The organism is Brucella sp. LJL56, from assembly GCF_054871705.1.
This window is the reverse complement of record NZ_JBTXLQ010000002.1, coordinates 27,953-41,743: the sequence shown is the minus strand read 5'-3', so window position 1 is coordinate 41,743 and position 13,791 is coordinate 27,953. Positions and strand designations below refer to the sequence as shown.

The following is a 13,791-nucleotide window of genomic DNA, read 5'->3' as shown; positions in this document are numbered from 1 at the left end:
GTTTCCGGGCCGTTTCTAAATTCGTGTCAATGGTGTTTCGTACCTTCACGCGCCAGATCAGCCGTTGGATCGGCTGCAAGACGCTTGCGTGCCCGGTCGTCCATCAGCTCGTACCACATGGCGTTGAGCACGGCGAAAGCCGCAGCAAGCGGAAGCCCCAACAACCAGGAAAAATACCACATATCACTTTCCTTTCTTCGGTTGGTTAGTAAGCGTGATTGCTGTCGTCTTCGATCATGTCCTTGTCTACCTTGCCCCAAAGGACCTTGTAGACCCAGGACGTGTAGATAACGATCAGCGGCAGGAAGATGAGTGTCACAACCAGCATGATGAACAGCGTCATATGGCTGGATGACGAATCCCATACCGTCAGGCTTGCACGAGGATCGATCGACGATGGCAGAATGAACGGGAACATCGACACGCCAACCGACGAAATGATGCCGAAGATCGACAGCTTTCCGAACAGCAGCGGCGCTAGTTCACGACGGCTACGCAGTGCGATGAAGACTGCAAGTGCTCCCAGAATGCCCAGCGCCGGGGCGATCAGCAAGACAGGATAGTTCACATAATTGGCGAACCATGCACCGTGATCCAGTTCGACGGTCTTGCGCAGCGGATTGGATGGCCCGTCGGTAACGATGGTGCTTGTAATCCGGTAGCCAGAAATCCAAAACCAGCTAACCACGCCGGCCAGAACATAGAGCGCCACCGTCAGAAGAGAGGCGATACTGCCATAGGACCGGGCGCGTGCCTGGATATCACCGGTCGTCTTCAGTACCAGCCACGAAGCGCCATGCATGCAGAGCATCGTTACCGAAAGCACCCCGCAAAGCAGTGCAAACGGATTGAGCAGACCGAAGAACGAACCTTCGTAGAAAATTTGCAGATCGTCGGCGAGACGGAAGGGAATACCCTGCAAGACATTACCGACGGCAACGCCGAAGATCAGAGCAGGCACGAAACCACCGATGAACAGCGCCCAGTCCCAGCCTCTCCTCCAGGCCACACTGTCACGCTTGGAGCGATATTTGAAACCGACCGGACGCAGGATGAGTGCGAACAGGATGAGAAACATCGCCAGATAGAAGCCCGAGAAGGACACTGCATAGAGCGGCGGCCAGGCGGCGAAAATGGCGCCGCCGCCGAGAATCAGCCAGACTTGGTTGCCTTCCCAGACCGGGCCGATCGTATTGATGATAATGCGTCGCTCGACATCGGTTTTGCCAACGGCGGGCATGAGTATGTCGACACCGAGATCGAAGCCGTCCATCGCGGCAAAGGCGATCAGCAATACACCGAGCAGTACCCACCAGATGATGCGCAGGGTTTCATAGTCCAACAAATCGCTGAGTATCATGATCCTTACTCCGCAGGTGCAATGCTTGCCGGGGCGAGTATTGCTTCCGGCTTGCTGTCAGGTTCAGGTCCAGCCTTGATGGCGCGGATCATCAGGGCCATCTCGATGATGAAGAGAACCGTGTAGATCGCCACGAAACCAAGTATGGTCAGCAATACGGTGGATGCGCCAAGATTGGAGACCCCGACTGCTGTCGGCAATATGCCTTCGATGACCCAAGGCTGGCGACCGAACTCTGCAACGATCCAGCCCATTTCGGCTGCGATCCATGGCAGCGGTATCGCAAACACGGCGATCCGCAACAGGAACGGGTAACGGTCGAGTTTACGACGCGCAGACAGCACGAAGAATGTGCCCGTCAGCAGGATAAGGAAGAAGCCGATGCCGACCATGATGCGGAAGGCCCAGAACAGAGGCAGGACGCCGGGAACGGTATCGTTCGCTGCCTGCGTGATCTGTGCATCGGTTGCCTGACGCGGATCATCGACATAACGTTTCAGCAGAAGCGCATAGCCCATCCACTGGCTGTTATCGGCAAAAACGTCCTTGACCTCCTGCGGAACGGCATTCGTATCGCCAGCCGCGCGAATTTTCTGCAAGGCGTCATAGGCGACAATGCCATTGCGGATATGGTTTTCCGCACTTTCAACAAGATCGTTGATGCCCTGGATAGGGGTCGTCAGAGAACGCGTACCGATGAGGCCCATGACCCATGGAATATGCACTGCGAAATGGGTTTCACGCGCTGCCTGGTCCGGGAAGCCGAATACGGTGAACGAAGCTGGAGCTGGTTCTGTTTCCCACATGGCTTCGATAGCAGCAATCTTCATCTTCTGGTGTTCATTGGCCAGATAGCCGCTTTCGTCACCAAGGACGACGACGGATAGCGAAGCGGCCAGACCGAAGGATGCCGCAATAGTCAGAGAACGTTTGGCAAGCTCTACCGAACGGCCCTTGAGCAGATACCAGGCGGAAACGCCGAGGACGAAAATGGATGCCGTAACATAACCGGCGGAAACCGTATGAACAAACTTGGCCTGTGCGACCGGGTTCATCAACACTGCGAAGAAGTCGGTGATTTCCATGCGCATGGTTTCAGGATTGAACGCTGAGCCAACCGGATTCTGCATCCAGCCATTGGCGATCAGAATCCACAATGCCGAGAAATTGGAACCCGCCGCGACCGCGTAGGTCGCCATGAGGTGCCCAACTTTCGACAGGCGATCCCAGCCGAAAAAGAACAGACCTACGAAGGTCGCTTCAAGGAAAAACGCCATGAGGCCTTCAATGGCGAGCGGTGCGCCGAAGATGTCGCCGACATAATGGCTGTAATAGCTCCAGTTCATGCCGAACTGGAATTCCATCACGATCCCCGTTGCAACGCCCATGACAAAGTTGATGCCAAATAGCGTACCCCAAAATTTCGTCATCTGCCGCCAGATGAGTCGCCCCGTCATAACGTAAACGGTTTCCATGATGGCAAGCAGCACGGAAAGACCCAAGGTCAGAGGTACGAAGAGGAAGTGATAAAGTGCCGTGATTGCAAATTGCAATCGCGACAGGGAGACAATATCGAGTTCCATCTCTTTAAGCCGGTAACCCGGCCCTCCTGGTGTTATGAGCCGCGCTTCAACGCAGCCCCCTTTTGAACGCGGCGGCTTCTTGAAAACCGTACTCCGCTTCAATTTCAAATATCGGTCCAGATATGGACACGGACTTCAAATCATTCTCCATGTCCGCGCAGCTCACCTCATGGTATCGAGGATTTCGCCAAAGCGCGGCGAACTCTTACCTACGGACTCAACTAGAGCGCCTTGATTTAAAACAATGATCCGTTCGCAAATTTGCGCTTCGCGACGGATATGCGTGGCAATCAGCAACGTGCGTGAATCTGCCTTGACCTTGAGGCGGTCAAGCACGTCCTGAGCTGTTGCGGCGTCCAGACCTTCTGTCGGTTCATCCAGCAGCCAGAGCGGAACATCGGTCAGGAAAAGGCGCGCGAGGGCCAGACGACGTGCCTGCCCGCCCGACAGCCCCAGGCCACCCTCGCCCAGCATCGCGTCCAGTCCGGCAGACAGCTCAGTGATGAACGCACCAAGGCCTGCGGCTTGCAATGCATCCATCAGTTCCTGATCGCTCGCATCGGTGCGCGCCAGCCGGAGATTGTCGCGAAGACTGTCCTGAAAAAGCTCTGTCCGTTGTGTGAGAAGACGTGCCGATAGAACAGCCACATTGCCGTGGCCTGCTGGAATTTCTCCGGCGAGCAGATTGAACAGGGTCGATTTGCCAGCGCCGCTTGTTCCAACGATGGCAACCCGCTCGCCAACTGCAATATCGAGGTCGATGTTTTTCAGCGCATCGTGATCAGCGCCATCGTGACGAACGCACACGTTTTCCAGATGAATTGCCGTTCCACTCAGAGGCGTTTGGGGTATCGTCAGTTCGGCATTGTCTTGCAGTTGAGGTGCAACGCGCCTGGCGGCGAGTATCGTGCGCCCGAGCTCCATTGCACCACGCCGTAATGCCGAAAAAGGCTCCATCGCACCAAGAATGACGAGCATCCCGAGTGCTGCAACGGGCGCACCGATCGTGCCTGCCTGCATCAGCAATCCAACGGCGACAAGGCCGCCTGCAAGAAGTGCCGCGTGAACAATACCGAATCCGGCGCCTGTAACGATCTCGATGCGGTTCAGTTTGCGATCCGATGTGGCGACGTAGCCATCCGCGCGGGCGATTGCCAGTTGCTGGTTTTCGAGTCGCCCCGCCATAAGAAGTTCGGTTTGCCCGGCAACCAGATCGACGGTGCGGGCGCGCAGTGCTTCCGTACCTTTTGCGCGCTGGCGCATGGATTTTTCAGAACGTCTAGCCGCAGCCAGTGGAATACCAATCCCCGCAACAAGTAGGACAAACGCTACGAGCAGCCCGAAAAGCGGGCTCATCATACCGAGAGCGATACCGGCCACAAGCGCAGTGGCAAGCGCGGCACCGACAGGCACCACCACGCGCAGATAAAGAGAGTCGAGCGCATCTATATCTGCGGTCAGGCGAAACAGGAGACGCGCCGGGCGTTTCAGAAGTGTGCTTGCAGCGGTTGGGCGCGCCCAGCTACGGAACAGCTTTTCACGGAGTGCCGCAAGTATCGCGAGCGTTGCATCATGGGTAACGAGCCGTTCGAGATAACGCGAGCCGGTGCGCAGGATAGCGAGCAGGCGAATACCGGCAGCGGGTGCAAATACATCGAATACAACTGCCGTCGCGATACTCAAGCCCGCAATCGCTGTTGCCGTTATGAACCAGCCTGACAAGCCAAGAAGCGCGATACCGGCAAGAACGGTTACGGTTGATGTCGCGATACCGGCAAGTAGTGCCATCCCCTTGGTCCGGAAGAAAAGCCGCAGGATTGGCTGCAATGGCTGGAAACCGTTCATTCGGCTGCCCTCCTCTGCCAGACCGGATCTCTATCCACGCTGCCATCCAGACGGACGATGCGATCCATCCTGCGGGCAAGGGTTTCGTCATGGGTTGCGACGATCAGAGTCTTGCCTTTGGCAAGCTTGAGAAGGCTGTCGGCAATGATCGTTGCCGTTTCCTGATCGAGATGCGCGGTGGGTTCATCGGCCAGAATGATATCTGCATCCGGATCGATGGCCGCACGGGAAAGCGCCAGCCGCAAGGCTTCACCTCCCGAAATTCCGGCACCGTTCTCGCCAATCAAGCTGTTGCCGGTGACGCCCAGAACATGGCCGAGCGCCATGTCATTGATGATAGCTGTTGTGGTTTCCACCCCGGACTGTCGACCAAGCGTGACGTTCTGCCGAGCCGAGCCGGCAAAAATATGCGGCTTCTGGCCGATCCAGCTCATCCTTGCGCGAAGCGCAACAGCCGTATCATTGGTCAGCCCGACATCTCCGATTTCGATCTTGCCAGTTTGTGGAGCTATCAGCCCGGCAGTAAGCGCCAGAACAGTCGATTTGCCGTAGCCGCTTGGAGCCAGCAGCGCCACGTGTTCTCCCGCCGCGATATTGAGGCTGAAATCATCGAGGACCTTGGCTCCGCCCTCATAACCGAAGTCGATATTGTGCAGAGCAACCGTAGGAGCCCCGCCAATTGTTGTTTGACTTCCCTCCTTCCCGATAAGCGGCATCGAATGTTCAGCCAGTTTTTCGAGTGCATCAATGGAAGCTTCACCTGCTGCGCGGTCGTGCCAGACGGCTGAAAGATCGCGCAATGGTTCGAAGAATGCGGGAGACAGAAGCAGGACGAAAAGACCTTCCGCCAATGTCAGCTTGTGGCCCCATGCTCCGAAGTTGAGCTGCCCCAGCAGATGGAAGCCGATATAAACAGCGACCATGGCAACGCCGATAGCCGCAAAAAGCTCAAGCACTGCTGAAGATAGAAATGCGATGCGCAGTACAGACATCGTCTTTGAACGCAAGGTTTCCGCATTGTCGCGCAACCGGTTCGCAGTCGCGTCAACGGCATGGAATGTGCGGATGGTCGCAAGGCCACGTAGACGGTCGAGCAGAAAACCGTTCATGCCGCCAAGAGCGGTCAGTTGCTTTTCGCTGGCAGCCTTTGCACGCCAGCCGATCAACGCCATGAAGATCGGTATCAAGGGGGCAGCAACCATCAGGACGAGCGCTGCAGCCCAGGAATACCAGAGGACAACCGCAAGTATTGCCATTGGCGCCAGCATCAGGCGGATGCGCACCGGCACGAAGCGCGAAAGATAGGGAACGACCATCTCCGCCTGTTCGGCAAGAATGCTTGCGGCCTCGCCGGATGACGGACGCGTCACGTCGAGCGGTGAACGTTGCGCAAGCGCTGAAACAGCATTGGTTCGAAGTCGGGAAAGTTCCTGTCGGGCAGCGTCGAAAGCTTTTGCCGCGCCTGCACTGTCAAGGAGGCTGCGCAGACAGCCGAGAGCGAATATGCCAGCCGCGCTGTAGTAGATAGAGCCATCAAAGCCGGTATCCGCCAGCCGTCCGATGGCGTAAGCGAGAATGCCCGCCTGCGGTAGCCAGAGGAGTGCGGCTAACGCCTGAAAATATGCCCCCCGCTTCAGCAAGGATGGAACAGGACGACGTTGCGAACGGCGCGACTTTTGTTGATCGCCTACCGCTTCGCCGTCTTCTGCCGTCACTGTTTCCGTTCGGGGGACAACGGATGTCACTCTCGCTTAGGCTCCTTTTTGGCCGATGCTCGCCCGCGCCCAAGCGCCACGATCCTGTCCGTGGTTTCAAGGAAGCGGGTCACTTTGGCGCCAAGCGCCAGAAGACTGGTCAAACGGTCGGTATCGAGCCGCTTGACGTCGTCGTACCAGTTGGTCAGCCTTTCGATCAGGCCGTACATGTCCTTCATGCGATCTTGCGCATAAAGGTCGCTATCGCCTTCCGGCTGCTCCATCAGAATTTCGCGCAGAACGGTAAGCGTAGGATCGATCTCGCGCTTCTTGCGCTCTTCAGCGAGCGTACGCAGAATCTGCCACACGTCGTCGGGCGTCGTGAAAAAATCACGGCGATCGCCGGGAATGTGTTTCAGCAGCACCAGATTCCAGCCCTGCAATTCGCGAATACCCATGGATACGTTCGAACGCGAAACACCGAGCGCATCGACGATCTGGTCGGCGCAAAGAGGCTCGGGCGATATATAAAGCAGCGCATATATCTGTCCCACGGTGCGGTTGATGCCCCAACGGCTACCCATTTCGCCGAAGTGGAGCACGAACGATTGAACGATTGGCGACAATTCCAAAATTCTCTCTCCCGTAAATTCTGAATTTTCAGAAATTACTGAAATTCAGATAATTCAAATGGCCTGATCCTTCAATCCGCATGTCCCGGCAAAAGCCTGAATGGACAATTGGCCGCAGCCCTTGGACACTCCTCCAAATGCCCGAAAACAAGACAGGCCGCCGCTTCCACTCCGCAGTCGGTGGGCAGTCAGGCCAGGGATTCGGCAAATGGCAGATAGTGTTTCCGATCGGCAGGATAGCCGGTCTTGAAGCGAACTCCAAAACAGGACTCCGGGCAGACCGGACGCGACAGCCGCCACTTCCATTACGGAGCGGCGAATTTCCCCATTTGGTGCGACGGAAAACGCAAGTTTTCCGCCCTCTCCGCACCCTCAAGCATGATACCTACAGACCTATAGCGGGTCGGAAGATGAAGGCAGCTCCTTGCTGTCCTGCGTTCTGTCGCGATGGATCACGGCGCGGCTGAGCAGCATGAGCGTTACCGGCGTTGTGACAACCACAAAGACGGTAATAAGCACTTCATGCAGAATCGGCTTCGATTGCAAGATGGAGAAAAATATGATCGATGCGATCAAGATTCCGCCAGCTCCGAATGACGAGCCAAGTGTGGGAGCATGAACGCGTTCATAAAAGCTTTTGAAGCGGACAAGCCCGATGCATCCGACGAGCGTGAGGAAAGCGCCGGCGACCAGAAAAAAAGCAATAACAATAGCGGCCCATACGGGAAGTTCGCCAGCGTTGTTCATTCGATCACCTCCCCACGCATGAGGAATTTGGACAGCGCCACGGTGGCGACGAAACCCAGAAGAGCGATAATCAGCGCCGCTTCAAAATAAATGATGCTGCCCGTGCGTATGCCGAACGTGATCAGAAGCAGGAGCGCGTTGAGATAAAGCGCATCGGTTGCGAGAATACGATCCTGCGCGCGCGGACCGATTAGAAGCCTGTAGACTGCGCACCCCATTGCGCCGAGAAGCATCAGTTGAGCGGCAAGCAGGGACCAGAAGATGATGACTGCGCTCATGCGGATTTCTCCTCTTCCACGATATCTGCGGCTCCGAATATCTTGATCAACGGCTGCTCATATCTTCCCTTGATCGTATCGCGCCAAGCCTGCGCGTCATCCAGATCGAGCACATGGATAGTCAGTTCATGCCTGGCAGCATTGTAATCCACCCAGGCCGTACCTGGCGTCGCGGTGATTATACAGGCCAGAACAGCAAGCGCAGTCCGGTTCTCAAGATCGAGCTGAATAACGACAAAGCCCGGACGCCGCTTGCGTTTGCGCGACAGAATGATGCTCGCAACCGTGATATTCGATTGCAGGATGTCGTAGCTCATGGCTCCAAACAGCCAGAGCATCGTCGGGATAGAGCGAATATGGTTCTTCTGCGGCTGCAAGGCAGTCATGATCAGGCATGCAATGAGAGCGATAATTGCGCCAAGCAGGAGTTGCGCCCGCGTGAAGCCATTCAGAAGCAGCCAGAACATGAGCAGCGAGACGAAAAGAAGCGGATAAGGCAGGATTCTCTTCACTGCGCCTCCTCCGTTTCGGTGCCTGCGCGTGGCGCATTGAGTACGCTGCTGACATAGGACGCCGGATTGTGCAGCGACCGCGCCGTTTCATCCATATAACGCATCGCCGGACCAGCCGCGATCGTCAGGGCCAGACAAATCGCCAGAAGACCTGCAATCGGCACAACTTCCCGCACCAGAACACGCGGCACATTGCCCTCGAGCGAAGCCCAGAATGTGCGAATACCGGTACGCGTCATCGCGATCAGCGCGGAAAGACCGGACAGGAGGAGAAGCACGACCAATGCCCAGCTTGCCGGGCTGACAGGCATTGCAAGCTGCGGCGTCGGGCCGTCGCCGTTGAAAACGGCTGCAAGGATCAGGAACTTGGCAATGAAACCTGAGAATGGCGGCAAACCTATCAGCAATATCGCACAAATGGCGAAACATGTGCCCAGGACGGCAAGGGTCGCGGGTAGCACCGCGCCGATCTCGTCTTCTTCCTCTTCCTCCTCATCGTCACCATAGGCTTCCATGGTAACAGCCAGAACGTTGGCAGCCGCGTCCTGACCACGTTCGATCAATTCGATCAGCAGGAAAAACGCCGCGATGGTGAGTGTTGAACTGACCATATAGAACAGCGCCGCGCCGGTCATGGCCGTATTCCCGCTGCCGATGGCTGCCAGCAAGGTACCGGAGGATACGAGGATGCTATAGCTGGCGAGCCTTCCCATTGCCTGCGACGCGACGACCCCGATCAAACCGAAGGCAAGCGTGACCATACCACCGAAATAGAGCCAATCATTGCCGAAACCGTAGGAGGAACCAGCACCAATACCGAACATCAGCGGTGACAGGCGCAGAAGGACGTAAATGCCGACCTTGCTCATGATGGCGAATATCGCCGCCACCGGTGCCGCCGCCGCCGTATAGGTCGGCGCGAGCCAGAAATTGAGCGGCCACATACCTGCCTTGACAAGAAATGCGACGCCCAGAACCGCCGCGCCTGCTTCCAGCAGCATACGGTCCTCGGGGGCTACCTGTGAAATCTTCTGCGCAAGATCAGCCATATTGAGCGTGCCGGTTACGCCATAGATCAGGCTGACACCGATCAGGAACAGCGACGAAGCGACGAGATTGACGGCGATATAGTGCATGCCAGCCTTCACGCGTGCAGGACCCGAACCATGAAGCGCCAGGCCGTAGGATGCCGCCAGCATGACTTCGAAGAAGACGAAAAGATTGAACAGGTCACCTGTCAGAAATGCGCCGTTCAGCCCCATCAGCAAGAGCTGGAAAATCGTGTGGAAATGCGGACTGGCCTTGTGCCAGTGGGCAAATGCAAAGCTGAGCGATGCCATGCCCAGCAAGCTGGTCAGCATAAGCATAAGAGCCGCAAGACGATCGAGAACCAGCACGATGCCGAACGGTGCAGGCCAGTTGCCAATCAGATACACCAGCGCGTTGGGCGCCTTGTCGCTCGCCATACCAGCAAGCGTGATTGCAATCCCGATTAACCCCAGGGTCGAGATGGAGTTGATGGCCATCTTCAGTTTGCGATTGCGCTCATCGAACAGCAGCAGGATTGCTGCCGTCACGAGCGGCAGGACAATCGGAGCGACAATGAGGTGCGTTTTCCAGTCCAACATCAGTTCTCCTTGCCGTCCACGTGGTCCGTACGCGTCAACCCGCGCGAGGCGAGCAGCACGACAAGGAAAAGTGCGGTCATTGCAAAACCGATGACGATGGCAGTCAAAACGAGCGCCTGTGGCACCGGATCGGTGTATTGTGCGGCCTGAACGTCAACACCGCTATCAAGTACCGGAGCCGCATTCGTGCGCAGGCGCCCCATCGAAAAGATGAAGAGATTGACAGCATAGGAAATCAGCGAAAGGCCGATTGCTACCTGGAATGTACGCGGGCGAAGAATGAGCCATACACCGGATGCCATCAATACGCCGATTGCCAGAGCAAGAACGAGTTCCATCAGTTCTCCTCCTTCGTCGCGGCAAGCTTCTCGACACGATGTTTACGGAGCGATTGGTGCGCGAGAGCGATCAACACCAGGACGGTCGCACCGACCACGAGGGTGAAGACGCCGAGGTCGAATAGCAGCGCGCTGGCTGTCGGCATTTTCCCGATATACGGTATTTCCGTGTACTGGAAAAAGGTGGTGAGGAACGGATAGCCGAAGAACCACGACCCCGCGCCCGTTGCGGCAGCGAACAGCAGGCCCAACCCGATCCAGCGCACCGGCAGGATGCGCAAGCGGTCTTCGACGATGCGCGCGCCTGACGCCAGATATTGCAGCAGGAATGCAATTGCGAGCGTGATACCGGCCGCAAACCCGCCGCCCGGCAGATCATGTCCGCGCAGGAACAGATGCACCGCCAGCACGATGATGACCGGGAAAAGCCACTGCATGATGACCGAAGGCACAGCCAGATAATCGGCCAGCGTTTCACCCGCCTTGCGGTCGGGCGCCGCCTCGTCATAGGCATCCTGAATCTTCTGCTGTGCTGTCGAACCCGTGGTATCGGATGCCGGACGGAAACGGCGCAGGAGCGCAAAGACCGTCAGGCCCACAATGCCGAGAACGGCGATTTCGCCAAAAGTATCGAAAGCGCGGAAGTCGACCAGAATGACATTCACGACATTCTTGCCGCCGCCGCCAGAATAGGCGTTTTCGAGGAAATAATCGCCAATGCTGCTGGGCGATATGCGTGTCATTACGGCATAGGCGATGACGGCCACCCCTGCCCCACTGCCGATTGCGAGCAGTAAGTCCCGATAGCGGCGGATACGTGGGCCGATTTGCACCGGAATCGGGTCGGGATCTTCCCAACGCTTCGGCAGCCAGCGAAGCCCGAGAAGCAGCAGAACGGTCGTCACGATCTCGACCAGCAACTGCGTCACAGCAAGATCGGGCGCGGAAAGCCAGACGAAGGTAATGCAGGTGATAAGCCCGGCACCACCCAGAAGGATCAGTGCCGCCAGTCGATGATACTTGGCCTGATACGCCGCGCCGATAGCGCAGGCGCCACCGAGAACCCAAAGACCGGCAAAGATGGGGTCCACCGGCTGGGCACTGAGCGAGCCGGACTGCAGGCCGGAAGCGAAAATCGGCCAGGCGGCTGCAAGGACAGCCACCGCAACCACGATACGGAGCTGCGGTTGCAGGCGGCGTGTGCTGAGGAAAGCCTCTGCCTTACGTGCCCAGTTCCACGACAAGGTCACCAGAACACGTTCGAAAATGCGCTGTCCCTGCAAATGCCGGAAGAATGGCGGACCATCTTCACTGGTCGCAAGATAATTCTTCAGCATCCAGTGCAGAAGAATGCCGCCGATCATGGCAACGATACTCATCATCAGCGGCAGGTTGAAGCCGTGCCAGACCGAGAGACTATATTCAGGCGTGGCTGTGCCCAGCACCGACAGAACAGCCGAATGCAGGAACGGCCCGATGGAGAGGCCCGGAATAATACCGATCAACAGGCAAAGCAGAACTAACAGCTCGATAGGACGGCGCATCCAGTGCGGCGGCTCGTGCGGTTCATGCGGCAAATCGTGTGGTGGAGGTCCGAAGAACGTCGAATAGATGAAGCGGACGGAATAGGCGACCGTGAATATACCGGCAATCGTGGCCACATAGGGCGTGATGGTATCGAGCCACGACGCCATGTGCGTTTCCACCGCTTCGGCAAAGAACATTTCCTTGGAAATGAAACCGTTGAGCAGCGGTACACCGGCCATAGCCGCACTCGCGACCATGGCGAGCGTTGCAGTATAGGGCATGGGACGCAATAGCCCGCTCAACTTGCGCATATCGCGTGTGCCGGTCTCATGATCGATGATACCGGCAGCCATAAACAGCGATGCCTTGAAAATCGCATGGTTGACCATGTGGAAGATCGCCGCGACGGCCGCAAGCGGACTGCCAAGACTAAGCAGAACGGTAATCAGGCCAAGATTGCTGATCGTCGAATAGGCGAGCAGTCCTTTGAGGTCCTGCTGGAAAACCGCGAAGAAACTGGCGATCAGGAGCGTGATCAGACCGGCCGAACCGACGATCCAGAACCACTCTTCGGTTCCGCTGAGAACAGGCCAGAGACGCGCCAGCAGGAAGACGCCTGCCTTCACCATGGTTGCCGAGTGCAGATAGGCCGATACAGGCGTGGGGGCCGCCATGGCATTCGGAAGCCAGAAGTGGAACGGAAACTGCGCGCTTTTCGTGAACGCGCCGAGCAGGATCAAAATTAGCGCCACACTGTAGAGCGGATGTGTCCGAACGATGTTTCCTGCCGCCAGAACCTTGTCAAGATCGTAGCTGCCGACGATATGGCCGAGGATCAGAACGCCTGCCAGCAGACAGAATCCCCCTATACCAGTCACCGTAAGCGCCATGCGCGCGCCGTCGCGGGCACTTGCATTGTGATACCAATAACCGATCAACAGGAACGAGAAGATGCTGGTCAGTTCCCAGAACACGGCGAGCAATATCAGATTGCCTGACAGAACCACACCGAGCATCGATCCCATGAAGGACAGAAGGAACGAGAAGAATCTCGGGACGGGATCCTCGGGCGACATGTAATAACGCGCATAAATGACGACCAGCAGGCCGATGCCCGTGATGAGCATCGCGAAAAGCCAGGCAAAGCCATCCATGCGGAAGGTAACATTGAGGCCATAGGCTGGAAGCCATTCTATGGTGCCGCGAAGCACCTTGCCGTCTGACACGATGGGATAAAGGCTGGCGGTGACGATAAAGGCGACGAGCGCAATTGCTGCCGTAAACCAGGCCGAACCGCTACGATCCGCCCCCCTGAATAATCCGGTTATGGCGCTGCCTAGAAAAGGTAGAAGGACAAGCAGGAAAAGCATTCTGCCGTCCATCGTCATGCGCCACAGGCCTCCTAGCCGAAATCAAGGTTGATCCGAAGCAGGCACCGCTCAAGAAAACAGCAACAGAATCGCTCCGGCAAGTTGTAGAGAGGAATCATATATTCCGATGGCCTTATTATGACCGGCCACGGAACATTATGGCAATAGCTTTCAATGGCTTATCGCGTAGATTTGAATCATTTTATCGTTCCTCGCACCGGAAAATCTATAATTTATCGGCTGCCTCGAACCGCGATACCTGACTCTCGGCCATATT

12 protein-coding genes are annotated in these 13,791 nt (G+C 56.8%); all 12 read right to left on the bottom strand.

The genetic code is table 11. From position 1 onward, the window contains the following. Positions 1-26: 26 nt before the first annotated feature. The 12 genes from cydX to ACYSN1_RS08775 all read right to left on the bottom strand — a co-directional run bounded on the left by cydX (position 27) and on the right by ACYSN1_RS08775 (position 13,532). A complete protein-coding gene (cydX, locus tag ACYSN1_RS08830) occupies positions 27-182 on the bottom strand; it encodes a cytochrome bd-I oxidase subunit CydX (protein ID WP_140019337.1) in 156 nt (51 codons plus the stop codon). A 23-nt stretch (positions 183-205) separates the two neighbouring features. Beyond that, on the bottom strand, positions 206-1,360 hold the full coding sequence (gene cydB, locus ACYSN1_RS08825; protein WP_140019338.1) for a cytochrome d ubiquinol oxidase subunit II: 1,155 nt from the start codon (positions 1,358-1,360) through the stop codon (positions 206-208). A 5-nt stretch (positions 1,361-1,365) separates the two neighbouring features. Continuing rightward, positions 1,366-2,943, bottom strand: coding sequence for a cytochrome ubiquinol oxidase subunit I (locus tag ACYSN1_RS08820; RefSeq protein ID WP_461725334.1), 1,578 nt, complete (start codon positions 2,941-2,943; stop codon positions 1,366-1,368). Positions 2,944-3,105: 162 nt separating this feature from the next. Beyond that, positions 3,106-4,788, bottom strand: coding sequence for a thiol reductant ABC exporter subunit CydC (gene cydC / locus ACYSN1_RS08815; protein ID WP_461725333.1), 1,683 nt, complete (start codon positions 4,786-4,788; stop codon positions 3,106-3,108). Continuing rightward, complete coding sequence (gene cydD, locus ACYSN1_RS08810; RefSeq protein ID WP_461725332.1) at positions 4,785-6,533, bottom strand: thiol reductant ABC exporter subunit CydD; 1,749 nt, start codon at positions 6,531-6,533, stop codon at positions 4,785-4,787. The genes cydC and cydD overlap by 4 nt, the downstream gene beginning before the upstream one ends. Next, positions 6,530-7,114 carry a GbsR/MarR family transcriptional regulator gene (locus ACYSN1_RS08805; protein ID WP_174977381.1) on the bottom strand — a complete coding sequence of 195 codons (585 nt, stop codon included), beginning with the start codon at positions 7,112-7,114 and terminating at the stop codon, positions 6,530-6,532. The genes cydD and ACYSN1_RS08805 overlap by 4 nt, the downstream gene beginning before the upstream one ends. 393 nt (positions 7,115-7,507) lie before the next feature. Then, the gene (gene mnhG / locus ACYSN1_RS08800) at positions 7,508-7,861 is read right to left on the bottom strand and encodes a monovalent cation/H(+) antiporter subunit G (protein WP_140019342.1); all 354 of its coding nucleotides are present in this window, start codon (positions 7,859-7,861) and stop codon (positions 7,508-7,510) included. Then, positions 7,858-8,139, bottom strand: a complete 282-nt coding sequence (locus ACYSN1_RS08795) for a K+/H+ antiporter subunit F (protein ID WP_140019343.1) — start codon at positions 8,137-8,139, stop codon at positions 7,858-7,860. Before ACYSN1_RS08795 ends, mnhG begins: the two co-directional genes overlap by 4 nt. Beyond that, complete coding sequence (locus tag ACYSN1_RS08790; RefSeq protein WP_461725331.1) at positions 8,136-8,651, bottom strand: Na+/H+ antiporter subunit E; 516 nt, start codon at positions 8,649-8,651, stop codon at positions 8,136-8,138. The genes ACYSN1_RS08795 and ACYSN1_RS08790 overlap by 4 nt, the downstream gene beginning before the upstream one ends. Continuing rightward, on the bottom strand, positions 8,648-10,276 hold the full coding sequence (locus ACYSN1_RS08785; RefSeq protein ID WP_461725858.1) for a monovalent cation/H+ antiporter subunit D: 1,629 nt from the start codon (positions 10,274-10,276) through the stop codon (positions 8,648-8,650). Before ACYSN1_RS08785 ends, ACYSN1_RS08790 begins: the two co-directional genes overlap by 4 nt. Positions 10,277-10,278: 2 nt before the next feature. Next, on the bottom strand, positions 10,279-10,617 hold the full coding sequence (locus ACYSN1_RS08780; protein ID WP_010658730.1) for a Na+/H+ antiporter subunit C: 339 nt from the start codon (positions 10,615-10,617) through the stop codon (positions 10,279-10,281). Continuing rightward, complete coding sequence (locus tag ACYSN1_RS08775) at positions 10,617-13,532, bottom strand: monovalent cation/H+ antiporter subunit A (RefSeq protein ID WP_461725330.1); 2,916 nt, start codon at positions 13,530-13,532, stop codon at positions 10,617-10,619. Before ACYSN1_RS08775 ends, ACYSN1_RS08780 begins: the two co-directional genes overlap by 1 nt. Positions 13,533-13,791: the final 259 nt, after the last annotated feature.